The sequence below is a fragment of the Streptosporangium sp. NBC_01639 genome (assembly GCF_045209755.1).
Taxonomy (GTDB): Bacteria; Actinomycetota; Actinomycetes; order Streptosporangiales; family Streptosporangiaceae; genus Streptosporangium.
Map to the genome: position 1 here is coordinate 1,181,752 of NZ_CP109272.1, position 26,305 is coordinate 1,208,056.

A 26,305-nucleotide genomic window follows, 5' to 3' on the forward strand; every position below is an offset into this window, starting at 1 on the left:
ATCGTAGGTGAGGCACAAGGTCACTCGCAGACCATCACCGATACATCCGCAGTCCCGCTGCCGAACAGCTTAAAGATCTACCGATGTAGTACTGGTGTGCGGTGGTGAACCAGCCGATGAAGTCGACGGTTGAGTGTTCCGGTTTGCCCGGTCGGAAGTATCCGCTGTCAACAGCCCACTCGTAGACCGGAACATCGAGTGGATACTCGGTGAGCATCCCTGTCAGTCCGCGGGCGCTGATCCACTCCTCCGCCCGGTCCTGGGAACTGAAGATCGCAGAAGGCCAACGTCCGCCCTCGCCCACGAACGCCCAGATCGACTGCGGCTTGTCGTCCATCGCCCAAGGCCTCCCAGCCGTACGGCACCCGGACGCACCGTACCAGGCGAACGTGAAGCGCTCCCCGGGGTTGAAGCCGGGGATTCCAGCCGGCCCGGCGGCTTTCCCGCGCCGGGCCGATCCCTTCGTGGTCCGGGCGAAGTCCCGCGATGAGGCAGTCGCAGCGGCAGGAGGCGAGGTCCTCCGGTAGCGCGGAGCAGGGAAGGCAGCCAAAGCGATCAGGTCCTCGTGAGCTCGCCTCATCGCGTCACAACCGATGCTCACTCCCACCCGGTGAGGGCGCGAGTGAGGACCACCAGTGGCTGTTGCCGCAAAAAGGCGCATATCCGGCGTAGATGGTCGAAAGTTGTATATTTGGGGCCATGGGCGCACGGGCGTCGGCCAGCAAGGTGAACGGCATCCCCGCCGACCTCACTGGCTTCGTCGGTCGGCGAGACGAAGTTGCGGAAATCAGGCGATTACTGTCCGTATCACGGTTGGTGACCCTGACAGGGATCGGCGGCGTCGGCAAGACACGCCTAGCGATGTGTGTGGCCTCCAAAGTCGTCAGAGCATTCCCCGACGGAGTCTGGGTCGCGGAGCTGGCCAGCCTGCAAGATCCGGGACTGCTGGCCCAGAGTGTGGCGGATGCCCTGGGACTCCACGACCAGTCCGGCCGTGACCCGATCGAGGCGGTCATCGACCACGTGCAGCACAGGTGCCTGCTGCTGGTGTTGGACAACTGCGAGCATCTTGTGGACGCCTGCGCCCAGATGGTCGACGTCCTGCGAGCAGCTCCCGATTTTCAAATCCTGGCCACCAGCCGTCACGTGCTGGGTGTGCTCGGAGAGCACGTGTTCGTGGTGCCGCCCCTGGAGGTCCCGCCCACGGATCGGCCGCTCCCCCTCCGGGAGTTGCTTCAATACCAGGCCGTGGTCTTGTTCGAACAGCGTGCCGCCGCTGTACTGCCCGGATTCACGGTTACAGAGGACAACGCCCAGACGGTCGGGCGACTGGTACACCGGCTGGACGGACTCCCCCTGGGGGTCGAGCTCACTGCGGCCTGGCTCCGAACCCTTACCCTGTCGCAAATCCTGAACCGGCTGGAGGATCGCTTCGCACTGTTGACCGCCGGCAACAGTGCGGCCCTACCCCGGCAGCAGACGCTGCAGACGCTGATGGACTGGAGTTACGGACTCTGCTCAGAGCAGGAACGCACCCTGTGGGCCCGGGGGTCCGTCTTCTGGGGCGGCTTCGATCTTCAAGCCGCCGAGGCGGTCTGCTCAGGCGCAAGTCTTCCGGAGCAAGCGGTGGTCAATCTCGTGCATGGCCTGGTCGAGAAGTCGATCCTGATCCGGCAGCAGCACGGCGACCACGTCCGATACCAGCTACTGGAGACGGTCCGCGAGTACGGGCAGAATCGACTGGTCGAATCCGGCGAGCTGCTGACGATGCGTCGCCGCCACCGCGATTACTATCTCGACCTGACCGCTCGGGCGCAGGCGCAGTGGTTCGGTCCCGAGCAGGTGGAATGGTTCATTCGGTTGCACCTCGATCACATGAACCTGCGTGCCGGCCTGGACTTCTGTCTTACCGAGCTCGGCGAGGTCAAGGCGGGAATGACCCTGGCGGTGAGGCCACGCGACTATTGGATCACTGTGGGTTCTCTGAGTGAGGGTCGTCACTGGCTCGCCCGCCTGTTGGCGGCCGACAGCGAGGAGAGCACCGTACGGACCGGGGCGCTGGGCACCTACGCCTTCCTCGGCATCATGCATGGTGCCCTCGAAGAGGCGTTGCCTGTACTGGCCGAATACCATGACGCGGCCCAGCGACTTCACGACGCCCCCGCCCTGGCCTGGGCGGAGCATCACCTGGCTTTGGCCGCCCTGTTCCAGGGGGAACTGCCGCGCGCCGCTGCACTGTTTGAGGAGGCCGTCGTCCTCCACCGCGACCTGGGAGACCAGGGGGCTGTCGCGGAATGCATGTACAAGCTGGCGGTCGTGGTCTGTCTCCTGGGGGATCTCGACCGTGCCCTCGCGCTGTGTCAGGAGTGCGAGGCGATCAGCGCGGTGCACGAAGAATCGTGGGTCAGATCCGACACCCTGTTCGTCGAGGGCTTCGTCCGATGGCAGGGCGGTGATCGCTTCGCGGCCGATGCGCTGGCGCGGCAAGCAATCCGGCTTATGCGCCCCTTCAACGACCGATGGGGCATCGCCATGTGCGTCGAACTGGCGGCGTGGAGCGCGGCGGCCGACGGCGAAACCCGGCGCGCCGCCCATCTGCTGGGCATCCTGCGATCCCTCTGGGAGACGATCGGAGGTGCGCTGTCAGTCGCCCCCTTCATGCTCGAGCCGCACCGGCGATGCGAGGAGGAGGTACGCGCGGCGCTGGGGACGAAGGCGTTCGACCAGGCGATCCGCCGCGGTGCGAAGCTCACCTTTGACGAGGCCCTTGCCTGCGTACTTGAGGAGGGACAACCACCCGCCGAGCCTTCCACCGGGATCGACGAGCACCAGGGTATCTCGTTGACCCGGCGGGAACGGGAGGTCGCCGACCTGGTCGCGGCGGGCATGAGCAACAAGAAGATAGCCGCAACGCTGGTGATCGCTCAGCGCACGGCCGAAAACCACGTCGAGCACGTCCTGGCCAAGCTCGGCTTCACCAGCCGCGCCCAGATCGCCGTCTGGGTTTCCAGAGCGCAGGGCGCCGGCCCTCCCCCTCCATGACAGCAAGCCGGCGGGCAGGCCGTTGAGAGCCTGCTGACAAAGGACTTGGTCGCTGAGGCCGGGCCCTCCGCTGGATCGCTCGCAGCGATTCGGCGATTGCTCGGGGCCTACCACCAGGCAGGCCCCGAGACGGGAACCGCCACTTCACGTTCTACGAGCTCCGGGACGACCTCCTGTCGAACGTACTGGAGAAAGTCGGACATATGAGCCGCTCGGCCAGCCAGCTAAGGCCGGCAATGAAGATCAGCAATGCAAGCTCAACGGGCCAGATCATGGCGAGGAGCTGCCAGACGGAAGTCACATCGCTGTACACGGCGCCTCATCCTCTCGGCGGTCGGTGACGAACATCTGCCTCCAGCCTCGCCGCACCACCCTGACCCGAAAACGGGACAAATACTCACGTGGTACTTATTTCGCCATATGCGGGTGCCTGCCGTGAGACACGCCGCCGCTGCGATCGCACGCCGGGTGCGGCGAGCTGCGATCAACCGGTTTTCGCGCGTGCCATCACGGCCCCCACCACGAAGTCCGGGTATTTCTCGGCGACGGAGTCGACGTCGGGGAGGATCTTCACGTCGCCGAGGCCTGCGGCCTCGAACGTGGCGCGCCATGCCGCGGGCGTCAGGAAGCCGTGCGTCGGCCGTTTCACCGGATCGGTGGCGACGTCGGTGAAGCTGTCCAGGAAGTCGAAGATGAACTCGACATAGATGGGCCGCGCGAGCTTGGTGGGGCGGACGCACTCGGAGACGACGACCGTCCCCCCCGGCTTGAGCGCCTTCGCCGCTTCGGCGACGACGAAGTCGAGGTCCGGCGCCACGTGGAAGCAGTTGACGGAGTAGACGACGTCGAACGTGCCGGGCTCGATCCCCTGCCCTGCCCAGGGGACCGTCATGTCGAGGCGCGCCGACTCGACGAGCGTCGACGACGAGGCCGCGGCCCGCGCCGCCCGCTCGCCATGCCGCGCGAAAGTCTCGGCGACCTCGGTGAACCGGTAGCGCGAGATACCGGGGCCGAGCTTCCTGAGCGCCTCCTCGGCCGCGCTGCCGCAGCCGCCGCCGATCTCGAGGATCTCGAACGCGCTGCCGTCCGCGGGGACGAGGCGGGAAAGAGCCTCAGCGCCGAGGGTGTTGTTGATGGCGTAGAGGAGGTTGGCGTTGGAGAAGTACCGGAGCCAGAGCGGAAGCTTCTGGGGAGAGAAAAGGATCTCGTCGCCCGTCGCCTCGTTGCGGAAGAAGCGCGGCGCCTCGTCGACCAGCGTCTGCACGAGCTCGGCGGCCACGGCGGCGCCCGGCTCCAGCCGGGCGAGCTCGGCCGCGACGGTCTCGAACTCCTCCGCCGGGAGCGTCCCGGGAAAATAGCGGCCGTCACGCCGGTCCAGCACCCCGGTGTCCGAGAGCTTCTCGTAGAGGAACTTCAGCGGGATCGTGCGGCGCCAGGAAATCGAGAGCGCCTTCTTGGTGTCCTGGATCGTCACCCCCGCCGCGGTGGGGAGCGCGCCGATCGACGAGAGAATGCGGTGAGCGGCCGCGTCGACGAGGCGGTCGAACGTCTCGGTCGCCGCCAGGAACCGGAACGTGAAGAGATCGCGGACGCGCTCATCGGCGATGGCCGCCTGGAGATCCGAGAAATCCGCCGTGTTTCTGCGCCGCGCAGGTCGATCATGCTGAATGTCCGCGAGGTTGTTCATGGTGCACTACCGCCTTTCCGGGAGGCCGTGGTGACCCGTGCCGTCCGGAGAGCGGCCACGGGTCACCACGGGCGGGTCATGCCGCAGAGCGGCGGTCGGCTGACGGCCAGGGGTGGATGGTCGCGAGGAGGCCGCCGCCGAGGCGCAGCGAAAGCATCGGCTCCGGCTTGACCCGGAAACCGGGCACCTTCTCCAGCCGCAGGTCGCGCATCAGCGTGGAGACGATGAAGGTGGACTCCATCATCCCCAGGTGGTTGCCGACGCAGAACCGGGGGCCGGCGCCGAACGGGGTGTACGCGTAGCGGGGCCGGGTCGACGGCACGTCCGGGTCGAACCGCTCCGGGTCGAACCGCTCCGGGTCGTCCCAGTACTTCGGGTGCCGGTGCAGGGTGTACGGGCAGATCAGGACCTCCGCGCCGGCGGGGACGTGGTAGCCGCCGACCACGTCGTCGCCGACCGCCCGGCGGGTGAGGATCCACACCGGCGGGCGCAGGCGCATGGTCTCCTGCAGCACCATGTTCGTGTAGCGCAGCCGGGGCAGATCCTCGTAGGCCGGGCGGCGGTCGCCGTACACGGCCACCGCCTCCTCGTGCAGCCGGTCCTGAACCTGCGGGTGCTGGCTCACCAGGTTCAGCGTCCAGCCGACGGTGCTGGCCGTCGTCTCGTGCCCGGCCAGCAGCAGGGTCACCAGTTCGTCGCGCATGCGACGGTCGGCGACCGCCTTGTCGGTCTCCTTGGCGGTGGAGGAGATGAGCCGGGTCAGCACGTCGTCACCGGACTCGGACGGATTGGCTTTCCGTTGCGCCACCAGGATTTCCACGATCCGCTCCAGGTCGGCGCGGGCCTTGCGGAACGCCCGCTGCCTCTTCAGCGGCAACCACCGCGGCACCAGGCCCAGGGTCTCCATCTCGAACATGGCCTGGTCCTGCACGGCCTCGAAGGAGTGCCCGACCGACTCGAACGCGCCCAGGTCGGCGGCGAGCAGGATGCGGCCGAGCACGCCCAGAGTGAGCGACGTGATCTCCGACAGCACGTCCACCGGCCAGCCGGCGCCCTGGTGGGCACGCAGCCGCTCGACCAGGCCGAGCGCCTCGTCGACGATCACGTCGGCCTGCGCGGCGATCCGCTTGTGCTGGAACACCGGCTGGATGGTGCGCCGCTGCTCCTCCCACAGCGCGCCCTCGCTGGTCAGCAGCCCGTCGCCCAATGCCCGCTTGGCCTCGGTGTAGCCGATGCCCTTGTGGTAGTTGGCGGCGTTGTCCGCGAGCACGTGCTTGGCGTGGTCGGGGTGGTTGAAGATGTAGAGCTTCTTCGGGCCGATCGCCACCCGGACCGCGTCGCCGTACTCGCTGACCGCCCCGCTCATCAGGCCGAGCCGGTCCGCGCGCAGCTTGCGCAGCAGCCCGAGGGTCGCCCGGCGGGGCGGCCCCGGGGGCACTCGACCGCTGGAGGCGCTCATGCGGCCGGGCGAGCCATCGGCTCGTCGTCGGTGAACACCGTGACCGGCGAGGCGGCCGCCTCCACCTCCGCCTGCTTCTCCGCCTGCTTCTCCGCCTCCGCCTTGGCGAGCTGTTCGGCTTCGAACTGCACACGCGCCTTGTTGACGAAGTGCAGGCCCCACAGGAACATCCCGCGGATCAGGCACACGATGGCGGTGGCGAAGAACAGGCCGTAGGCGATGTGCGCGACCATGAAGAGCCCGTAGACCACCGCCACGCCCGCGCCGAACGCCATCTGCGGAGCCGGTTTGGACGGGGTGGTGCCCGGGTCGGTCACCATGTAGTTGCTGTACAGCACGAACGCGACGCCGGTCATGACGGCCAGCGCGGCGGGGATCGACGTGTCGAACAGCAGCCCGCGGACTACGGCCTGGAGCGCGAAGCCGCCCAGCCAGCCGAAGATCAGCCACATCCGGTTGGTCAGCTTGGCGTTGAGTATCGTGCCGGACACGAGGATCACCGCCACGATGATCCAGCTGATCGCGTCGTTGACGTGCTCGGTGAAGTGGTACGGCGGTGCGATGCTGCCCCACGGGAACAGCACGAGCACCATCAGGATCCCGAAGTTGGACGGGTTCATGTAGTGCCGCAGGTTGCCGCGCACCGGGGCACGCAGGATCCACTTGGTGGCCACCGCGAGGGTGACCGCGAACATCATCACCCAGATCCGGTCGTTGACGTAGATCAGCATGTTCAGCGCGAGGCTGGTGATGTGCGCCGGGAACAGGAACTCGATCAGGCCCTTCATGCCTCCGCCGAGGAAGCGGGGCGCCCGGCCCTCCACCCGGGCACCGATCGCCTCCAGCACCAGTTCGGTGGTGTAGCCGGTGGCCAGGGCCACGAGCGGCCAGGTCCACGGCTGCTCGAAGCCGAGCACGGTGTAGCCGAGGATGTTGAAGATCGTGATCGAGATGGCGAACCTGCGCAGCGCCTTGATGATCTTCGGATCATGCCGCTTCGGGGGACCGTCGGCGGGGGGCTTCCCGCCGGACTTCACTTCCTGGACAACCATTTCCGTTCTCACCTCTCCCTGGCCTGGTCGCCAAGCACGAGCGAATGCCGGCCCTGGCTGAGCTTGAGATCCTGCTGGTGCACCACGCCCTTGCGGTCCCGCCACTTCAGGTGCACCTGGACGGGGCCCTGGGCGGTGCCGAGGCCGATGTGCACCTCGCTGCTGCGCCGGCCGGAGTGACCGCTGCCGCCGTCGACGCGCTGGACGTACTTCTTGCCGTCCGCCGTGGTCACCGTGACCTCGGCGCCGGTGACCGGCGAGCCCGGCGCGGGCGCGGTGCCCACCGTCGTCGCCTGCTCATGGGTCAGCAGCAGGTTGAGGTGGCCGCCCGGCGTGGGCGCCTGGTTGTGGTAGAAGATCGGTTCGCCGAACTGCCGGGCCACCGCGAAGTCGAGCAGGCCGTCGCCGTCGGCGTCGCCGGTGGCGATGCCGCGGGTCGGGATCGGCACGGCCAGGCCCAGTTCGGGGGCCAGGTCGGTGTAGCGGCCGTCCTCGTCCTTGACGAAGAAGCGCAGTGTCTCGTTGCCGGCGAGGTCGTCGCCGGAGTTGGCGTTGGGCCAGGCGACCGTGCTGGGCACCAGGGAGTCGTTGGCCATCGCCAGTTCCTGCAGCTGCGGCCAGCGGTTGGTGTAGCCCCTGATGAATCCGGTGGCCTGGGTGATGTCCAGCTCGCCGGAGTTGGCGAAGTCGGCGATCTTGACGTCCCAGCTCCAGCCCGACCAGGCGGTGCCGTTCTCGCCGCTGATGTCGCGGAACGGCGCCTCGCCGTTGCGCAGCCGGGTGCGCAGGTCGGCCTGGTCCTTGGCGGTGTTCATGAAGTGGAAGTTGCTCTCCACGATGCCCCACGGGACGGTGAGGTTGGAGACGAACGCGTCGTAGAGGCCGTCGTGGTCGAAGTCACCGAAGTCGACGCCCATGCCCTTGAACGAGTCGGCGCCGATCCGCTTGGACTTCGGCGTACCCGGGGTGCGCGCGGTGGTGACGTTGGCGAACTTCACCTGGCCCGGCGTGGACCGGTTGTACAGCAACCGATCGGGGCCGAAGTCGTTGGCGATGTAGAGCTCGGGCAGCAGGTCCCCGTCCAGGTCGGTGGCGCTGACCCCCAGCGACCAGCCGTTCCGGGCCTCCTCGGGGAGCGCGTCGTCGGGGACGCGCTTGAAGGAGGCGGTCGGGCGGTCGCCCGCCGTGGCGCCCGCGCACAGCAGGATGATCTTCTCGCCGCCGTTCTGGGCGTGCGACATGGAGTGGTTCATCGTCACGCCGCCGTCGACCGACGAGTCGAGCAGCGGGCTGTCGGGGAAGTAGTTGCCGATGAAGATGTCGTCGTGGCCGTCACCGTCGAAGTCGCCGACGGTCGCCGCGTTGGTGTTCCACTGCGGACCGGTGTACTTGCCGGCCGCGTCGGCGTTGTTGCCGGACAGCACCTCGACGGGCTCGTACGCCTGGGGTGAGAGGGTGCCGTGGCCGGCGCGGCTGAGGTAGAGGATCGGGGTACGCGCCCACATGTAGACCAGCAGGTCCAGCCGGCCGTCCTCGTTGAGGTCGGCCGGTACGCAGCCCATCGGCGCCATCACGTCGTTGACCGGCAGCGGCGCGGGATTCAGCGCGAACGGCGCGTAGCGGTTCCCGCCCTTGCCCGGCGTCGGCGTGACGATCACCTGGTCGGTGCGCGAGTCGACGAGGCACAGGTCGTTGGGCAGCTTGTCGCCGTCCAGGTCGTTCATCGCGACCGCCGCGCCGACCGAGGATATCCACGCGTCGAAGTGCTTGTAGGCCTGGTTGACCTTCCTGATCGTCTGCTGCTTGTCCGACACCGGCAGCGCCACGCTCTGGCCGGCGAACGCGTACCTGCCCGCCAGGTGGTTCCGGTCTTCGGCCGAGCTCTCCGGCAGGGTGACCGCGAAAAAGAAGCCGATGACGACCACGAGCGCGATGACACCCGTCAACTGTCTGCGCAGCATGCCCAGTGCCGCGTTCATCTGTTGACACCTCCGATGGAAACGAATTCGTTGGCGAGGCGCTGTCGCCACACCTCATACGCCGGCAGGTCGCCCTCGACCGGGTGGTTCGGCCGCAGATCGCTCGCGATCCGGGCCGCCTCCTCCGGCGTCGTGCCACAGAACAGCTGGGTGGCCAGCGCCGTGTGCGGGGGCACGATGCCCGTGCGGACCCGCGCATTCGCGGCGAACGCGCATCCCTGCGCCACGTTGCCCCGGTAGTCGCCGGCGCGGCGCCACAACGTCTTCAGTTCCTGCTCGTCGACGCCGCCCGCGTACGTCGCCGCGAGTCCGGTGCCGCCGTAGAGGTCGCCGCGACGAGATGCCGGGAACATGTCGATCAGGTTGGCCACCCGCTCCGGATCGGTGCCGCCGACGAACCACATCGCGCGGCCGATGCCCTGGTCGATGGCGTTGTCGGCGTAGGACCCGTGCGGGCCGCCCGGCCACGGGAAGTTCGGTTCCCGGTACTGGCCGGCGACGTAGCGGGCGGTGTGGAAGTAGGCCTGGTGGAAGCCGTAGCCGTCGAGCACCAGCGGCACCAGCACCGGATCCAGGGTCTGCGGCTTGGGCCACCGGAACCGGGGCAGCCTGGCCATCGCCCAGCCGATCCCGACATAGACCAGGTAGCGGTGTCCGTCGCCGAGCGGGCGGTGCAGGAACCGGCGGACGTTGTCCGAACGGCCGAACGGCAGGCCGTCGAGCACGGCCAGGCCCATGCCGGCGCCCTCGTAGGCGAAACCGCGAAGCCAGTCGGGCAGCTGCTCGAGCGGGCCCTCGGCGTCGGCGGGGGTACGGGCCTCCACCGCGTAGGCGTAACCGTTGATAAACGTCTTCCCAACGGTCTCAAGTCTTTCTTTGGCCGCAGGGGATTTCTTGTGGAAGCCGCGCTTTTCGAGACTCGTATCGGCGACGTCTGGTGTCAGAATGCGACGTCGAAGCGCTCGCCATGAACTGGCCAAGTCAGCCCTCCCTAACCGTTGTTCAAATGGCGTGATTTTTTCCGCCGGTCGACTGGCAACGATGTGGTGTCGGTGAAATGTGCACGAATTCTGCTGCGCCACTGCTCATACAGTGGCACGGTGTCCCGCGCCGGGTCACGGCCATTCGAGGCGGCCTCGGTGCGGTCCGCGATCTTTACGGCGTCCGCCACGGACAGGTCGGCCAGTGCTTTGGCGGCCAGTATCGAATGTTCCGGCACATGGCCGGCGAATGTCCGCGCTTTGATCGCGAATACCACGCCGAGCCCGAGCTGCGGCCAGTGGCCGCCGGCCGCCTTGCGCAGCACGGCCAGGTCCTCGGCCGAGCAGCCGCCGGCGAACGTCGCGGCCAGCCCCACGCCGCTCCACAGGTCCGGCCGGCGATCTTCGGCGAACCGGTCGACGGCGGCGGCCACGGCCGCCGGGGCGGCGCCGTTGATGAACCACAGCGCTCGCCCGATGCCCTGGTCCACGGCGCGCGGGAAGTAGTCGGGCGACCCCTCCCACGGGTAGGGCACCGGCACCCGTTGTTCGTCGACGTAACGGCGGGTGTGGAAATAGGCGAGGTCGAAGCCGTAACCGTCCACGGCGAGCCAGGTCATGGTGGGGTAGTAGGGCGAGCCGGTCAGGTCGGGGACGATGGTGCGCCAGAGCCGCCTCGGCAGTCGCGCCATGGCGAACCCGATGCCGATGTAGGTGAGGAACACATGCGGCGCGCCCGGCCCGAGCAGCAACTCGCGGGTACGCCGGCCGCTGCCGCCCGCCATCGCGTCGCGGACGGCGAACGCCATCGCCGCGCCCTCGTAGGCGAACCCGCGCTGCTCCGGCTCGACCAGCTCCAGCCGCCGCCGCACATCCCAGAGGTCGCGCGCGGCGATGCCCCATTCAAACCCGCACACCACGGTCTGCGGGATGGCCTCCAACTGCTCGGTTGCGGGCGATCCGGCTCCGGGAAAACCGCGTTCGGCGAATGTGACGGAGTGCAGATTCGGCGCCAGCATGAACTGGCGTAACGAACCGAGAAATGATGGCATCGACTCCTCCAGTGGTGGGGGCATTGCCAGAGTCGGCCTGGTAATCGACTCGGCGCATCTTCGCTACTGCGGTGTCGCGCCGCCGGTTGATGATTATTTGTGGACATGAGGCAATATCGGAGAAGCGAGTGAACAGCATCTAGGGAGAAGAAATCAACAGCAACGGTGGTGCACTCTTTACGTGGGCAATCTAAAGCGTGTAAAGGACTATCGCCGAACTCGGCTGATTCGCCACTGCATGTGCCCGGTGTAATAGGCGCACCGATTCGGGTCGGGTGGTCATCGAGAAAAGGCGGTACAGGCTTGAGCACCGTTCAGATAGCGATCGTCGGCATCGGACTTCGTTACCCCGACGCCGCCGGCACCGACGATCTCTGGGAGAACATCCTCGCTGGGCGCCGCGCGTTCCGCAGACTTCCCGACCAGCGGATGAACCAGGCGGACTACTACTCCCCAGACCCGAACGCACCGGACCGCTTCTATGCCAACAAGGCGGCCGTGCTGCGCGACTTCGAGTTCGACCGGCTCAAGTACAAGATCGCTGGCAGCACCTACCGGTCAACCGATCTCACGCACTGGCTGGCGCTGGACGTCGCCGCGGCGGCGCTGGCCGACGCCGGCTTCCCGGACGGGGCCGGCCTGCCCCGCCAGGCCACCGGTGTGGTCATCGGCAACAGCCTGACCGGTGAGTTCTCCCGCGCCAACCTGATGCGGCTGCGCTGGCCCTACGTCCGGCGCACCCTCGCCGCCGCACTGGCCGCCAAGGGCTGGGACGACGACGAAACCAGTGCCTTCCTCCGCGACCTCGAACCGGTGTACAAGGCGCCGTTCCCGCCCATCGACGAGGACACGCTCGCCGGCGGCCTCGCCAACACCATCGCCGGCCGCCTCTGCAACTACTTCGACTTCGGCGGCGGCGGCTACACCGTCGACGGCGCCTGCTCCTCCTCCCTGCTCTCGATCGCCACCGCGGCCAAGGCGCTGGCTGACGGGGATCTGGACGTCTGCCTCGCCGGCGGCGTCGACCTGTCCATCGACCCGTTCGAGGTGATCGGCTTCGCCAAGACCGGGGCGCTGGCCACCGGCGAGATGAAGATCTACGACAAGGACTCCAACGGCTTCTGGCCGGGTGAGGGCGCCGGCGTCCTCGTGCTGATGCGCGAGGAGGACGCCGTCGCCCGCGACCTGCGGATCTATGCGTCGATCACCGGCTGGGGCATCTCCTCCGACGGCAAGGGCGGCATCACCCGCCCGGAGGCCTCCGGCCACCGGCTGGCCATCAGCCGCGCCTACACCCGGGCCGGGTACGGTGTGGAGACCGTCGGTTACTTCGAGGGTCACGGCACCGGAACCGCGCTCGGCGACGCCACCGAGCTTGAGGCGCTCGGTTCGGCCCGGCGCGACGCCGATCCGGACGCCCGCCCGGCCTCGGTCAGCTCGGTCAAGGGCAACTTCGGCCACACCAAGGCGGCCGCGGGCGTCGGTGGGGTGATCAAGGCGGCGCTGTCGGTCTACCACCAGGTCATCCCGCCGGCCACCGGTCACTACGAGCCGCACCCGAAGCTCACCGGCGAGTCCCCTGCCCTGTACGTGCCGCGGAAGGCCGAGCTCTGGCCGGCGGACCAGCCGATCAGGGCCGGCGTGTCGGCGATGGGCTTCGGCGGCATCAACACGCATATCGCGCTTGAGCAGGCGCCGGGGACCGCCCGCCGCACCGAGCTGCCCGGGAAGGCGGCGGCACTGGTCGGCAGCCGGCAGGACGCCGAGTTGCTGCTGCTGGACGCCGCCGACGCCACCGCACTGCGCGAGCGGGTCACCGGACTGGTCACGCTGGTGCCGGCGCTGTCGTTCGCCGAACTCGCCGACCTGGCCGGTGCGCTGGCCGGGCAGCAGTCCGGCGGGCGGGTGCGGGCCGCGGTCGTGGCCACCAGCCCCGAAGACGCCGCCCGCAAGCTCGACCGACTGCTCGCGGCGCTCGATGCGGGAGAGCAGAGCCTGTTCACCGCGGACGGGGTGTTCCTCGACCATCGGCTGACCGCCCCGAAGATCGCCTACCTGTTCCCCGGCCAGGGTTCCGGGCGTGGCGCCGTCGGCGCGATCCGCCGCCGGTTCGCCGCGGCGGAGGCCGTGTTCGAAGAGGCCGGGGTGTCCACCGGTGGCGACCAGGTGGCCACCGAGGTGGCCCAGCCGCGCATCGTCGCCGGTTCCGTCGCGGCCCTGCGCGTGCTGAACACGCTGGGCATCGACGCTGACGTCGCGGTCGGACACAGCCTCGGCGAGCTGACCGCGCTGGCCTGGGCCGGTGCCATGGACGGCAAGGATGCGCTGCGGCTGGCCAAGGCGCGCGGCCAGGTCATGGCGAACGCCAGCCAGGGCGGCGGCGCGATGGCCGGCCTCGCCACCACACCGGATCGGGCCGAGCAGCTGTTCGAGGACGACCCGGTGGTGATCGCCGGGTACAACGGACCGCAGCAGACGGTCATCTCCGGCGACGCCGGCGCCGTGGACCGCGTGTGCGAGCGGGCCAGAGCCGTCGGTGTGACCGCGACCAGGATCAACGTCTCGCACGCCTTCCACTCGCCGCTGGTCAAGCCCGCGGCCGAGGCGCTGACCGCGCGGCTGGCCGCGTTCACCTTCGCCCGGCCTACCCGCTCGATGGTGTCCACGGTGACCGGTGACGTGCTCGACCCGACCACCGACCTGCGGGTACTGCTGCGCGACCAGGTGCTGTTCCCGGTCCGCTTCCACGAGGCGGCCGCCAGGGCGGCCGCCGGCGCCGACCTCGCCGTCGAGGTGGGGCCCGGCCGGGTGCTCGCGGGCCTGCTGCACGAAATCGCGCCGGACACGCCGGTGCTGTCCCTCGACACCGACAGCCAGTCGCTGAGCCCCTTGCTGTCCCTCCTCGGCGCCGCGTACGCGCTGGGGGCCGCACTGGACACCGAGGCGCTGTTCGCCGACCGGGTGCTGCGTCCGCTGCCGCTGGACGGCGGATTCAGCTTCCTGTCCAGCCCGTGCGAGGCCGCTCCTGACCTCGCCGTCGGGTTGACCGAACCCGGCGAGGACACGGCCGCCGACGCGTCCGGCACCTCCGCCGAGCCGGCCGAGGCCGGTGCCTCCGCCGACGACGGCCCGTCCACGCTCGACCTGCTGCGCAAGCTCGCTGCCGACCGCGTGGAGCTGCCGCTGGAGACCGTGACCGCGAGCACCCACCCGCTCGACGACCTGCACCTGAGTTCGATCACCGTCGGCCAGATCGTCAACGACGTCACCCGTCAGTTCGGCCTGCCCACGTTGGAGGCGACGACCAACTTCGCCACCGTGACGCTCGGCGAGCTCGCCCAGGTGATCGACGAGTTGGCCGATACCGCGAGGGACGGCGGCAACAACAGCGGCGGCACCGTCGAAGTGGCCGGTGTGGCGCAGTGGGTGCGGCCTTTCTCCGTCGACTACGTGCCGGCCGGCGCGCCGAGAGTGGACGTCGGCACCGGCCCGGTCGGCCACTGGCAGGTGTTCGCACCGGCCGGCCACCCGCTCGCCGATCGGCTGCAGGTCGCGCTGGCCGAGGCCGGCATCGGCGACGGCGTGCTGCTGTGCCTGCCGGACGACGGCGAGGAGCACGTCGAGCTGTTCCTGAAGGCGGGCAAGACGGCCGTCGTCGCGCCCGCCGGCACCCGGTTCGTCGTGGTGCAACACCGGCTCGGGGCGTCCGGCCTGGCCAGGACCGTGTTCCTGGAGGCGTCGGGCGTGCCGACCACGATCGTCACCCTGCCGGACCTCGCCCCGTCGTCCGCGGCCGCGGTGGACGAGGCGGTACGGCGGGTGATCACCGAGGCCGCCGCCACCACGGCGTTCAGCGAGGTCCGCTACGACGCCGGCGGGCAGCGGACGGTGCCGGTGATGCGCGTGCTGCAACCGCCCGCCGAGCCGCGGACCGGCACCCCGCTGGACGGCTCGGACGTGCTGCTGGTCACCGGCGGCGGCAAGGGCATCACCGCCGAGTGCGCGCTGGCCATGGCCAAGGACTCGACGGCCAAGCTCGCGCTGATCAGCCGGGCCGACCCGGCGCAGGACGAGGAACTGTCGGCCAACCTGGCCAGGATGGACGCGGCCGGTGTGGTCTACCGGTACGAGTGCGCCGACGTCACCGACGCCGAGCAGGTCGCCGCGGCCGTGGCGCGGTTCGAGGCCACCCTCGGCCCGATCACCGCGGTGCTGCACGGGGCCGGCCGCAACGAGCCGGCCGCGCTCACCAACCTGACCGAGGAGGTGTTCGCCCAGACGGCGGCTCCCAAGATCACCGGCCTGCGTACGGTTCTCGACGCGGTCGACCAGGACAAGATCAAGCTGCTGGTGACGTTCGGCAGCGTCATCGGCCGGGCGGGGTTGCGTGGCGAGGCACACTACTCGACCGCCAACGACTGGATGACCGAGCTGACCGTCGACTTCCAGCGCGCGCACCCGCGGGCGCGGGCGCTGGCATTGGAGTGGTCCGTCTGGTCGGGCGCCGGGATGGGCGACCGGCTGGGCGTAGTCGAGTCGCTGGTACGCGCCGGCATCACCCCGATCTCCGTGGAGAACGGGCTGAGCGTGCTGCGCCAGGTGCTCGCCGACCCGTCGGCCGGGCCGGTGCTGGTGGTCAGCGGCCGGATGGGCGGCCTGCCGACGCTGCCCCTGAACACGAGCCAGGAGCTGCCGCTGACCCGGTTCGTCGACCGGGTGGTGGTGCACTACCCGGACGTCGAGCTGATCACCGAGGTGGAGCTGTCCGCCGGCAGCGACCCCTACCTGTCCGACCACCTGCTGGACGGCGACCTGCTGTTCCCCGCGGTGGTCGGCATGGAGGCGATGGCTCAGGTCGCGACGGCCGTACTCGGCCGGACCGGCTCCCCGCTCCTGCAGGACGTCGAGTTCCTGCGGCCGATCGTGGTCCGTCCCGGCAGCCCGACGACGATCCGGCTGGCGGCACTGGTCCGCGACGCCGAGACGGTGGCGGTGGCCATTCGCGCCGAGGACACCGGGTTCAGCGCCGACCACTTCCGGGCCACGCTACGGCTGCCGCAGCCGTCCCTGCCCGACGAGGGCCCCTCGCGGGAGGCCACCCGGCTGCCGATCGTGCCGGGCGACCCGATCACCGAGCTCTACGGCGGGGTGCTGTTCCAGGGCAAGCGGTTCCAGCGCCTGCTCGGCTACCGGAGGGCGAGCGCCCGGCACGCGGTGGCCGAACTGTCCACGGCCGCACCGGCGCCGTGGTTCGCCGCCTACCTGCCGCAGGACCAGGTGCTGGCCGACCCGGGCACGCGGGACGCGGTGATGCACGCCATCCAGTGCTGCGTTCCGCACGCGACCCTGCTGCCGCAGGGTGTGGAGAAGCTGTACCTGGCGACCCCCGCCGACCAGCACGCCGAGTTCGTGATCCTGGACGCTCGGGAGCGGTCGCAGGACGGTGACAGCTACGTCTACGACATCGACGTGCTCGACCCGTCCGGCCGGGTGGTCGAACGCTGGCAGGGCCTGACACTGCGAGCGGTGCGGAAGAAGGACGGCTCCGGCCCGTGGGTGCCCGCGATGCTCAGCGGCTACCTGGAGCGGACGCTGGAGCGGGTGCTCGGCGGCAGTCGCGCCGTGATCGTCGAACCGGACCCCGAGCCGGTACGGCCGGGCGCGCAGGCCGACCGGCAGGCGCAGACCGAACTCGCCGCCGGCCGCGCCCTCGGCGGCCCGGTGACGGTGCGGCACCGGCCGGACGGCAAGCCGGAGCTGGACGGCGCCGCGATCTCGGCGTCCCACGGCGCCGGGGTGAGCCTGGTGGTGACCGGGTCGGGCCGGCTCGGCTGCGACGTGGAGACGGTGGTGCACCGTACGGAGGAGGACTGGGCCGGACTGCTCGGCGACGGGCTGCGGCGCGTCCGCGACCTGGTGATGGCCGAGTCCGGTGAGAACGCCGACGTGGCCGGCACCCGGATGTGGACCGCGCTGGAGTGCCTGCGCAAGGCCGGGGTCACGACACGGACGCTGGTCGTGGACCGGCTCCACCCGGACGGCTGGGTGGAGCTGTCCGCCGGTGACGTGAAAGTGGCCACCTGGGTAACCACATTGAGCCACCAGGCTGATTCAGTGGTGTTCGCGGTGCTGGCGGGAGAGGAAACCGACGCAAGATGAGCAACTACTACGAGTTCCGCCACAGCGTTGGCTTCGAGGAGACCAACTTCGTCGGCAACGTGTACTACGTCAACTACCTGCGCTGGCAGGGCCACTGCCGGGAGAAGTTCCTCAAGGAGAAGGTGCCCAGTGTGCTCGCCGAGATCATGCACAGCGACCTGAAGCTGTTCACGCTCAAGGCCGAGTGCGATTTCTTCGCCGAGATCACCGCGTTCGACGAGCTGTCGGTGCGCATGCGCCTGGAGGAGCTGACCCAGACCCAGATCGAGTTCAGCTTCGACTACGTATGGCTCAAGGACGGGCTGGAGAACCTGGTGGCCCGGGGCAAGCAGCGGATCGCGTGCATGCGCGGGCCGAACAACGAGACGGTCCCCGAGCGGGTGCCGGCCGAACTGCGCGAGGCGCTGGCCCCGTACCACGGCACGCAGTTCGCCCGGCGGGTGTCCGCGGGGACGACGGCGTCGACGGTGGCTGGAGAGTGACATGTCGGGGGAACAGCTGTTGGTCCCGCTGCGGCGGGATCAGGCGGAGTCTACGAGCGGATCAGGGGACGAGATGGTCTCGGCGTCGCTGCGCGAGGTGCTGTCGAAGCTCGCCACCGGCGTGACCGTGCTGACCACCGGTGGCGAGCGCGGGCACGGCATGACGGCCAACGCGTTCTGCTCGGTGTCGCTGGATCCGCCGCTGGCGCTGTGCTGTGTGGCCCGGCCGGCGCGCATCCACGAGGCGATCCTGTCCACGCGCAGTTTCGGCGTGTCCCTCCTCGCGGCCGACCAGCAGCACCTGGCCAAATACTTCGCCGACCGGACCCGGCCGCAGGGCATGGCCCAGTTCGACGGGGTCGACTGGGTGCCGGGCCCGCAGACGGGTGCGCCGCTGCTGGTCGGGTCGCTGGCCTGGGTGGAGTGCGGGCTGACCGAGGTCTATCACGGCGGCGACCATTCGATCTTCCTCGGCGAGGTGCTGACGTCGAGCCGGGGAACCGACCGGGCCGCGCTGCTGTTCTTCTCCGGTGCCTACCACCGGCTCGCGGCGCCGGGGAATCCGGCGGAACCGGCGTAGCCGCGCGGAGCGGCATCAAGGTACACGTGCACACCGATGAGCGTCACCGGTGGCACCGGGTACCCAGGGCCGTGCACACCGATGAGCGTCATCGGTGGCACCGGGTACGCACGCCGGTGCACGTCACCGGTGGCACCGGGTCGTCTCCCCCGCGTGGGCATGTGTCACGGGTCTCCTCGGCGTTGCGGTCGTGACGACCGCAACGCCGAGGAGACCCACCCGCCTACCCACGGATGGTCTCCATCGGCGCGCCGTCCCGCCTGGGTGACCTCGGCGAGCAGCACCCGGGAAGTGGTTCAGCGAGCCGCAACAGGGCCGCTGCGGCCTTCCTGATCAGGCAAGCGAGAAGAAGATTCACGATCTGCGGCGGTGCGATGATGCGCCCATGACCACGTTCGATGGACTTGGAACGACCGTCTCACTGCCGGGCGAGGCGGCCTACGAAGCAGCAACGCAGGTTTTCAATCTCGCCGCGCCGGCTCGGCCGGCTGCCGCGGTGACGGCCAGGACCCTCGACCAGATCCGTGCCGCGCTGAGCCATGCCCGCGCCGAGGGGCTGCCCGTGCGCGTCCACAGCACGGGCCACGCCGCGGCCGCGACCGGCCCGATGGAGGGCTCGCTGCTGATCAGGGCCGAGTTGGCGGGCGACGTCGAGATCGACGCCTCCCGCCACCTGGCCCGGATCCCCTCCGGCACGCGCTGGGGCGCGGTGGTGGAGGCCGCCGCGCCGCACGGCCTTGCCGTACCCCATGGCTCCTCCCCCACCGTGGGAGCTGTCGGCTTTCTCCTCGGCGGTGGGCTGAGCCCGTACGGCAGGCAGCTGGGGCTGGCGGTGAACAGCGTCCGGGCGATCGAGCTGGTGACAGCCGACGGGGAGCTGCGGCGGGTGGACGCGACCCATGATCCCGACCTGTTCTGGGCCCTGCGCGGCGGGGGTGGCGGCTTCGGCATCGTGACGGCCGTCGAGGTCGAGCTGTTCGCGGCCGCCGGCGTCGTCACCGGTACCACCTACTGGACGGCAGAGCACGCCGAACCCCTGCTGACGCGCTGGCTGGAGTGGACGCGCGACGCGCCCCGTGAGGTGACCACCTCCCTGCGACTGATGAACCTCCCGCCGCTGCCGGACGTACCCCCGGCCCTTGTCGGCTCGACGCTGGCCGTCGACGGAGCCGTTCTCGTTCCGGCCACCGGTGACCCGGCGGCCGCGCGGCGCATGACGGACCGGTTGCTGGAGCCGCTGCTGGCCGTAGCCGCCCCGGTGATGAACACCTGGGCCGTCACGTCGCTGTCCGGGGCCCTGGAGGTCCACATGGATCCGACGGACCCGGTCCCGTTCGCCGGCGACCACATGCTCCTGTCCGATCTGGACGGGGACGGGGTCGCGGAGTTCCTGAGACTGCTCGGTCCCGGTTCCGGATCACCGCTGATCGTCGCCGGTCTGCGGCACCTCGGCGGGGCGTTCGCGGAGCCCAGCCCGGACGGCGGGGCACTCGACCACCTCGACGCGCCCTACTGCTACGCGGGCTCGGGTGTCCCGGTCGACGCCCCGACCGCACGAGCGCTCGGGGAGCACCAGGCGAAGGTCCGCGCGGCCCTGCGGCCGTGGGACACCGGGTGGACCGTCCCCTCGTTCGTGGAGAGCTTCGCACAGCCGCAGCGGCACCTGGACGCTCTCGCGGTCCGCCGGGCCGACCTCGTCCGCACCCGGGTCGACCCGGACGGACTGTTCCGCGGGGACATCGCTCCGAACGCCACGGCGCTGTGGTGACGCCCAGGGTGCCCGCGGATCCCACCATCGGCCGGGGTCCGTACGAAAAGCGGCGCCCCGGCCGACCGGCCGGGGCGCCGCCTTCCGCGGTCCGGGTTACGCCGCCTCGGTGGCCGCGCCCTCGCCCTCTGCCGCACCCAGCGGCGGCTCGTGCCGCAGCTTGACCATGATGAGCACGGCCACGGCGGCGAGCAGCACCGCGGCGATCAAGGCGACGACGTGCATGCCGCTGTTGTACGCCAGGCGCGCCGGGCCCAGCAGCGCCTCACCCAACTGCTCGGGCAGCGTCTGCGCCGCGGCCTTTGCGCCGGCCACGCTCTCCTGCGCCGCCGCGACGGCCGCGGGCGGCACCTCCGCCGGGACCGCGCCGGTCAACTTCACCCGGTAGATCACCGTGGCGACGGTACCCAGCAGGGCGAAGCCCAGCGCCGACCCCATCTCGTTGAACACCTGCGGCAGCGCCGACGCCGACCCGGCCTTCTCCGGCGGCGTGGCGCCGAGGATCAGCCCGATGCCCAGCGCCTCGACCGGTGCGCCGCCGATCGTCCAGACGGCGAAGGCGCCGATGACCAGCGGCGCCGAGGAGCTTGCCTGGGTGATGACCACCAGCCCGACGACGGTGATCAGCAAGCCGATACCGATGAGGTAGGCCGGCCGGAACCTGCGAGCGAGAATCGGAGCAGCCATCGAGGCGAGCGTTGATGTGATCATGCCGGGCACCAGCGCAAGGCCCGCTTCGAACGCCGACAGCCCGGCGACCGACTGCAGCCACTGGGACATCAGCAGCAGCACCGCACCGGTCAGCAGGCTGTACCCGAACAGGCCGAGCAGCCCGACCCGGACGTTCGAGATGCTGAACAGCCTCAGGTCGAGCAGTGGATGGGTCAACCGGTTCTGGCGGCGGACGAACAGCACGCCGAACACGATCCCGAGGAGCAGCGCCAGCACGGGCAGCGGCTGCAGGCCGTACTTGGCGGTCTCCTTGACGCCGTAGATGAACGGCAGGATCGCGGCCAGCGACTGGAAGACGCTGACCAGGTCGAGCCGGCCGGCGTCGGGGTTGCGGAACTCGGGAAGCATGCTCGGGCCCAGTATCAGCAGCAGCGCCAGGATCGGCACGCCGATCAAGAACACCGAACCCCACCAGAAGTATTCGAGCAGGATGCCGCCGGTGATCGGGCCGAGGATCGCACCGACCGTGAAGGCCCCCGCCCAGATGCCGATGGCGAGGCCCCTCTCCTTCGGGTCCTTGAACATGTGGCTGAGCAGCGACAGCGTCGAGGGCACCAAGGTGGCGCCGAAGATGCCGAGCAGCGCGCGGGCCGCGATCAGCATCTCCGGGCTGGTCGAGTACGCCGTGAGCACGGAGGCCAGGGCGAACCCGGTGCCACCGATCAGCAGCAGCTTCCGGCGACCGATCCGGTCACCGAGGCCGCCCATCGTGATCAGGAGGCCACCGACGAAGAAGCCGTAGATGTCCATGATCCACAGCTGTTGGACGCCGTCGGCGCCCAGATCGGCACTCAGCTGCGGAAGAGCCAGGAGCAGCACGAAGAAGTCGAACGAGATGAGCATCGCGGTCAGCACCAGCACGGCCAAGCCGACCCACTCGCGCGTTCCCGCCTTCTCGGATACGTCCACGGAAGTCATATTCTCAATCCTCTCCAAACTGGGTGAACGCGGCGAATCATTGAACTGCGGCGAGGGCGGCCACGGGCGGCACACTCATCCCCCACGGCTCGGCTCGGAACCGTTTGCCTGAAGGACGGCATTGTTCGAAATGCTCCTCGCCGGGCGTCAGCTTCGTATCAAGACATTCAACTACAGGACAAAGAGCCGACCGGCATCTTCTGGAATGCTGTCTTTTCCGGCGACGAATCCCAGGTCGCTCGACAGTGGTGAACCCGATCATCGCCGACCGCCCTTTAGGACTCATCTTTTGGTGTGTTTTGTCAGATTCGCATGGGGAGAGAAGCCTTGCCCCGCACCGGCTGACACCATAAACGAAACGCCTGCTCGCGATTCCCCAATCACCACTTTCCGGTGCGCAGCAAGGAGATCAGACGTCATGAAGATTGGCCTGGAGTTCGCGGAGTTCGGCTGGGACGGCGGGCCGGCCGAGTTGGGCCGCACACTCAAGCAGATCGTCCGAGTCGCCGATGACGCCGGGTTCGACCTGATCGGGGTCGGCGATCACGTCTGGCAGGGACCGCACGCCGGCGGTCCGGAGCAGCCGCAGCTTGAGTGCTTCACCACGCTCGCCGCCATCGCCGCCCATACGCGACGGTGCCGGGTCGCGCCGGTGGTCGCCGGCGTCCACTTCCGGGAGCCGGCGCTGCTGGCCAAGATGGTGACCACATTGGACGTGCTGTCCGGCGGCCGGGCGATGCTCGGCATCGGCGCGGGCTGGTACGCCGACGAGGCCACCGGCATGGGTTTCCCGTTCCCGCCACTGGTGCAGCGGTTCGAGATGCTCGAGGAGGCGCTGCAGATCTGCCTTCGGCTGTGGCATGGCGAACGCGGCGACGAGCGCCCGTTCGAGGGCGCGCACTACCGGCTGAAGCGACCGTTGAACCTGCCGCAGAGCCTGACCCGGCCGCACCCGCCCATCATGATCGGCGGTGACGGCCGCAAGACGCTGCGTCTGGTGGCCCGCTACGCCGACGCCTGCAACATCTACCCGGGCCCGGGCTTCGAAGCGAAGCTCGACCTGCTGCGCACGTACTGCGCCGAGGAGGACCGCGACTACGACGCGATCGAGAAGACCGTCGTCTTCCCGTTCACCGTCGGTACGGACGGGACCGGCGTCGCCGCGTTGACCGGCGACCTGCGCGGGTGGGCCGATGCCGGCATCCAGACCGCGATCGGCATCCTGTCGGGCACCGACCTGGTGCGGCAGGTGGAGATCATCGGCGAGAAGGTCATCCCGGCCGTCGCCGACGTGTGACCGCGCGAACGAGTTTTTCGTCTGACCATCTCTAGGTCTGACCATCTCTAGGAGGACATGGTGCCCAAGACTGTCATTCCGACACGGGAGCAGCTCGTCGACCGCGCGGCCGAACTGGTGCCGCTGCTGCAAAGACATGCGCGCTGGGCGGAGGACAACCGCCGGCTGCACGACGAGGTGGTGGAGGCGCTCAACGACGCGGGCATGTTCAAGCTGCGCCGGCCGAAGCACTACGGCGGATACGAAGTGGACACCCGCACACTCGTCGACGTCGCCGCGGAGCTCGCCCGCGGTGACGGCTCGGCGGCCTGGGTGGCGTCGGTGTACTGGATTCCCGGCTGGATGGCGTGCATGTTCCCGGACGAGGTGCAGGACGAGGTGTTCGCCGCACCGGACACCCGGGTGTGCGGCACGCTGAGCCCGAGCGCGATGGCCGCCCCCGCCGACGGTGGCGTCGTGGTCACCGGCAAGTGGCAGTTCATCAGCGGTGCCCACCACTCGAACTGGCAGGAGATCATCGCGATCCTCGTGCCGCCGGACGGCGATCCGTACCCGATCATGGCGCTGGTTCCGATCTCGGACCTGCTGATCGTGGACGACTGGCACACCGCGGGGCTGAAGGGCACCGGCAGCGTCAGCACGGTGGCCAGGGACGTGTTCATCCCGCAGGAGCGCGTCCTGCCGCTGCCCACCGTGCTGCAGGGCCGTACGGCTTCGAAGCGGAACGCCGAGTCGGCGATCTACCGGGTCCCGCTGCTGCCGACCGCCGCCGCGTCCTCGGTCGGCCCGGTGCTCGGCCTCGCGCGGGCCGCCAGCGAGACCTTCCTCAAGCGGCTGCCCAACCGGAAGATCACCTATACCGGCTACGACAACCAGCGTGACGCGCCGATCACTCACCTGCAGGTGGCCGACGCCTCGCAGAAGATCGACCAGGCCGAGTTCCACGCCCACCGCCTGGCCACCCTGGTGGACACCAAGGCCGTCGAGGGCTCGGACTGGAAGCTCGAAGAGCGCGCCCGCGCCCGCGCCGACCTCGGTACGGTGGTCCGGCTGGCCAAGGAGGCGGTGGACATCCTGGCCGCGGCCAGCGGCGGTTCGTCGATCTACCTCGACGTGCCGATCCAGCGCATCGCGCGCGATGTGCAGGCCGTCAGCACGCACGCGCTGCTGAACCCCAACACCAACGCCGAGCTCTACGGCCGGGTGTTGTGCGGCCTCGAACCCAACACGCTCTACATCTGACAGGCCGCGCTCCAACCCGCAAGGCATCCGACGGGGCGCGCTCCAGCCCGCAAGGCATCCGACGGGAGCGCGCTCCAGCCCGCGAGCCGTGGTGGGGCCGGCGAGGTGAATCGCCTCGCCGGCCCCACCGGGCCGGTCCTGCTCCGGGGATGCGACCTCAGCGATCGGCTGCCGGCGGAATGTTCTGGTTCAGGTGGAACAGGTTGGCGGGGTCGTACTTCGCCTTGATCTTGGCAAGCCGCTCGTAGACGCCGCCCGGATAGGCCGCCCTGATCCGTTCCTCGCCCTCGTTGAGCAGGAAGTTGACGTAGACGCCGTTGTCGCTCTGCTTGAGTGAGGCGGCGAAGTCGGCCACCCAGGCGGCGTGGTGGTCGGCCTCGGCGGGGTCCTCGTAGACGGCGGCCAGGTTGACCATGATGCGGCTCTTGCGGTGGGCGAACGCGGTGGCGTCGGCGGGCACCCGTGCCATGGCCCCGCCCAGGACCCGCAGTTGCGTCGCGGCCATCAGCGCCGTCGAGGACCCGAGGCGCTCGACGATGTTCTCGGCGACCGCGAGGTCGACGTAGTCGATGAACATGTTGGTGGAGGCGGCGACGGGGTGCTCCTCCTCCTCATGCGGATACATGCCCGAGTACGGCATGGTCTCCACCATGTCGGCCAGCGGAGTGATGGCCCGGAACGGCGCGAGAGCCTGCTCGCCGGCCTCGGTGGGGCCCGCGTAGCAGATCATGGCGAAGTTGACCGGCGTGCCGTGGAGCTCCTCGGGCAGGAAAGGCACCGGCGGGGCCGACATGATGTTCGCGATCGTGGACAGCTCCTCGGGGGCCGCGTCGGACGCCGCGACGAAGGCGACGATGGCCTCGGGGGTCGCGGGCAGCACCAAGAGGCCGCCGTAGATGCTCTCCAGTTCGTGCAGGCGGAACTTGAACCGGGTGACCACACCGAAGTTCCCGCCTCCACCGCGGATCGCCCAGAACAGGTCCGGGTGATTGTCCTCGTCGACATCGAGGATCTCCCCGTCAGCCGTGACGATCTCGGCGGCGAGTACATCGTCGACGGTGAGGCCGTGCTTGCGCACGAGATAGCCGACGCCGCCGCCCAGCGCGATGCCGCCGATGCCCACGGTGTCGGCGTCCCCGAAGCCGGTGACCAGACCGTGCTCGCCGATCGCGACGACGTACTCTCCGGTCGTCATGCCGGTCTGCACCCACGCCGTCCGGCCTTCGACGTCGATATCCAGGCCCTTCATCGCGGCCAGGTCGAGACAGATGCCTCCGTCGGAGATGCTGTGGCCCACACTGCTGTGCCCCCCGCTGCGGATCGACAGCTCTTCGCCGGTCTTCCTGGCGAGCGTGACGATCCGGGAGACCTGGACGGCGTCGGCCGGCCGGATGATGACCGCCGGCCGGTGGTCGATTCCGCCGGCGTACACGGTGCGCGCCTTGTCGTACTCGGCATCACCGGGCTTGATGATCTGCCCGTACAGCTCGGGATCGAGGCGATCGACGGAGAGGGACTCGGTTCCTGCGGTTGTTGTCACGAGACGAACTCCTTCTTCAGGCGGGATTCAGAGACGACTCAAGCGGGAGCGCCTCGATCATCGCATCTTTGAAGATGCGGAACTGGCTTCTTGAGATTCACCCCGGCTGCCGTCGATTCCACGATGCGGGGCCTGCCGGCCGGTCCGCGGCGAGGCGCGGACGCCTCGTCGGCCGGTCGCCTCGACCGCGGACGACCCTCGCCCCAGGAGGTGGAGATGCCGTCCGTCACCACCCGGCCGGTCGGCCCCCCGAGAAACGCCCGGAGGATGTCCCGGGTTCCGTGGAACCCGGGACATCCTCCGGGCGAACTGCCGCCCGGTGAACAATTCACGCGA

Annotated in this window: 16 protein-coding genes; 7 read left to right on the forward strand and 9 right to left on the reverse strand. The window is 69.4% G+C overall.

The annotated features are described in order from the left end of the window. Positions 1 to 34: 34 nt before the first annotated feature. Positions 35 to 337 carry a hypothetical protein gene (locus OHA77_RS05320; RefSeq protein ID WP_406316537.1) on the reverse strand — a complete coding sequence of 101 codons (303 nt, stop codon included), beginning with the start codon at positions 335 to 337 and terminating at the stop codon, positions 35 to 37. A gap of 362 nt (positions 338 to 699) precedes the next feature. On the opposite strand from OHA77_RS05320, the gene OHA77_RS05325 reads away from it, so the two are divergent. Beyond that, positions 700 to 3,042, forward strand: a complete 2,343-nt coding sequence (locus OHA77_RS05325; protein WP_406316538.1) for an ATP-binding protein — start codon at positions 700 to 702, stop codon at positions 3,040 to 3,042. Positions 3,043 to 3,526: 484 nt separating this feature from the next. Here the strand turns inward: OHA77_RS05325 and OHA77_RS05330 are convergent, their stop codons facing one another. The 6 genes from OHA77_RS05330 to OHA77_RS05355 all read right to left on the reverse strand — a co-directional run bounded on the left by OHA77_RS05330 (position 3,527) and on the right by OHA77_RS05355 (position 11,251). Continuing rightward, a complete protein-coding gene (locus OHA77_RS05330; RefSeq protein WP_406316540.1) occupies positions 3,527 to 4,729 on the reverse strand; it encodes a methyltransferase in 1,203 nt (400 codons plus the stop codon). A 76-nt stretch (positions 4,730 to 4,805) separates the two neighbouring features. Beyond that, complete coding sequence (locus tag OHA77_RS05335) at positions 4,806 to 6,188, reverse strand: cytochrome P450 (protein WP_406316541.1); 1,383 nt, start codon at positions 6,186 to 6,188, stop codon at positions 4,806 to 4,808. Next, positions 6,185 to 7,240: a cell envelope integrity protein TolA gene (locus tag OHA77_RS05340; protein ID WP_406316543.1), complete on the reverse strand. Its 1,056-nt coding sequence runs from the start codon at positions 7,238 to 7,240 to the stop codon at positions 6,185 to 6,187. Before OHA77_RS05340 ends, OHA77_RS05335 begins: the two co-directional genes overlap by 4 nt. A gap of 8 nt (positions 7,241 to 7,248) precedes the next feature. Then, entirely contained in the window at positions 7,249 to 9,219 is a 1,971-nt protein-coding gene (locus tag OHA77_RS05345) for a CRTAC1 family protein (RefSeq protein ID WP_406316544.1), read from the reverse strand. After that, positions 9,216 to 10,199, reverse strand: coding sequence for a DUF1702 family protein (locus OHA77_RS05350; RefSeq protein WP_406316545.1), 984 nt, complete (start codon positions 10,197 to 10,199; stop codon positions 9,216 to 9,218). Before OHA77_RS05350 ends, OHA77_RS05345 begins: the two co-directional genes overlap by 4 nt. Positions 10,200 to 10,210: 11 nt before the next feature. Further along, positions 10,211 to 11,251 (reverse strand): DUF1702 family protein, encoded by a 1,041-nt coding sequence (locus OHA77_RS05355; protein WP_406316546.1) that lies wholly within the window; start codon positions 11,249 to 11,251, stop codon positions 10,211 to 10,213. 303 nt (positions 11,252 to 11,554) lie between these two features. On the opposite strand from OHA77_RS05355, the gene OHA77_RS05360 reads away from it, so the two are divergent. The 4 genes from OHA77_RS05360 to OHA77_RS05375 all read left to right on the forward strand — a co-directional run bounded on the left by OHA77_RS05360 (position 11,555) and on the right by OHA77_RS05375 (position 20,240). Continuing rightward, a complete protein-coding gene (locus OHA77_RS05360) occupies positions 11,555 to 17,410 on the forward strand; it encodes an SDR family NAD(P)-dependent oxidoreductase (RefSeq protein WP_406316548.1) in 5,856 nt (1,951 codons plus the stop codon). Beyond that, entirely contained in the window at positions 17,407 to 17,892 is a 486-nt protein-coding gene (locus OHA77_RS05365) for an acyl-CoA thioesterase (RefSeq protein WP_326821780.1), read from the forward strand. Before OHA77_RS05360 ends, OHA77_RS05365 begins: the two co-directional genes overlap by 4 nt. Before the next feature lies 1 nt (position 17,893). Next, positions 17,894 to 18,472 carry a flavin reductase family protein gene (locus OHA77_RS05370; protein WP_406316549.1) on the forward strand — a complete coding sequence of 193 codons (579 nt, stop codon included), beginning with the start codon at positions 17,894 to 17,896 and terminating at the stop codon, positions 18,470 to 18,472. 385 nt (positions 18,473 to 18,857) lie between these two features. Continuing rightward, the gene (locus OHA77_RS05375) at positions 18,858 to 20,240 is read left to right on the forward strand and encodes an FAD-binding oxidoreductase (RefSeq protein ID WP_406316550.1); all 1,383 of its coding nucleotides are present in this window, start codon (positions 18,858 to 18,860) and stop codon (positions 20,238 to 20,240) included. Between the two features lie 96 nt (positions 20,241 to 20,336). Here OHA77_RS05375 and OHA77_RS05380 read toward each other — a convergent pair whose 3' ends face one another. After that, the gene (locus OHA77_RS05380) at positions 20,337 to 21,890 is read right to left on the reverse strand and encodes an MFS transporter (protein ID WP_406316551.1); all 1,554 of its coding nucleotides are present in this window, start codon (positions 21,888 to 21,890) and stop codon (positions 20,337 to 20,339) included. Between the two features lie 418 nt (positions 21,891 to 22,308). Here OHA77_RS05380 and OHA77_RS05385 point away from each other — a divergent pair, with 418 nt between their 5' ends. After that, positions 22,309 to 23,187, forward strand: coding sequence for an LLM class F420-dependent oxidoreductase (locus OHA77_RS05385; protein ID WP_326821776.1), 879 nt, complete (start codon positions 22,309 to 22,311; stop codon positions 23,185 to 23,187). Positions 23,188 to 23,247: 60 nt separating this feature from the next. Continuing rightward, positions 23,248 to 24,429, forward strand: coding sequence for an acyl-CoA dehydrogenase family protein (locus OHA77_RS05390; protein ID WP_326821775.1), 1,182 nt, complete (start codon positions 23,248 to 23,250; stop codon positions 24,427 to 24,429). Positions 24,430 to 24,586: 157 nt separating this feature from the next. On the opposite strand, the gene OHA77_RS05395 is transcribed toward OHA77_RS05390, so the two are convergent. Then, a complete protein-coding gene (locus OHA77_RS05395) occupies positions 24,587 to 25,969 on the reverse strand; it encodes an FAD-binding oxidoreductase (RefSeq protein WP_326821774.1) in 1,383 nt (460 codons plus the stop codon). Positions 25,970 to 26,305 lie beyond the last annotated feature (336 nt).

Bases quoted from the DNA above. Each gene is read 5' to 3' on its own strand.
- OHA77_RS05345 (WP_406316544.1), bottom strand. From the start codon at position 9,219: ATGAACGCGGCACTGGGCATGCTGCGCAGACAGTTGACGGGTGTCATC.
- OHA77_RS05385 (WP_326821776.1), top strand. From the start codon at position 22,309: ATGAAGATTGGCCTGGAGTTCGCGGAGTTCGGCTGGGACGGCGGGCCG.
- OHA77_RS05375 (WP_406316550.1), top strand. From the start codon at position 18,858: ATGACCACGTTCGATGGACTTGGAACGACCGTCTCACTGCCGGGCGAG.
- OHA77_RS05325 (WP_406316538.1), top strand. From the start codon at position 700: ATGGGCGCACGGGCGTCGGCCAGCAAGGTGAACGGCATCCCCGCCGAC.
- OHA77_RS05365 (WP_326821780.1), top strand. From the start codon at position 17,407: ATGAGCAACTACTACGAGTTCCGCCACAGCGTTGGCTTCGAGGAGACC.
- OHA77_RS05330 (WP_406316540.1), bottom strand. From the start codon at position 4,729: ATGAACAACCTCGCGGACATTCAGCATGATCGACCTGCGCGGCGCAGA.
- OHA77_RS05320 (WP_406316537.1), bottom strand. From the start codon at position 337: ATGGACGACAAGCCGCAGTCGATCTGGGCGTTCGTGGGCGAGGGCGGA.
- OHA77_RS05335 (WP_406316541.1), bottom strand. From the start codon at position 6,188: ATGAGCGCCTCCAGCGGTCGAGTGCCCCCGGGGCCGCCCCGCCGGGCG.
- OHA77_RS05380 (WP_406316551.1), bottom strand. From the start codon at position 21,890: ATGACTTCCGTGGACGTATCCGAGAAGGCGGGAACGCGCGAGTGGGTC.
- OHA77_RS05355 (WP_406316546.1), bottom strand. From the start codon at position 11,251: ATGCCATCATTTCTCGGTTCGTTACGCCAGTTCATGCTGGCGCCGAAT.
- OHA77_RS05370 (WP_406316549.1), top strand. From the start codon at position 17,894: ATGTCGGGGGAACAGCTGTTGGTCCCGCTGCGGCGGGATCAGGCGGAG.
- OHA77_RS05340 (WP_406316543.1), bottom strand. From the start codon at position 7,240: ATGGTTGTCCAGGAAGTGAAGTCCGGCGGGAAGCCCCCCGCCGACGGT.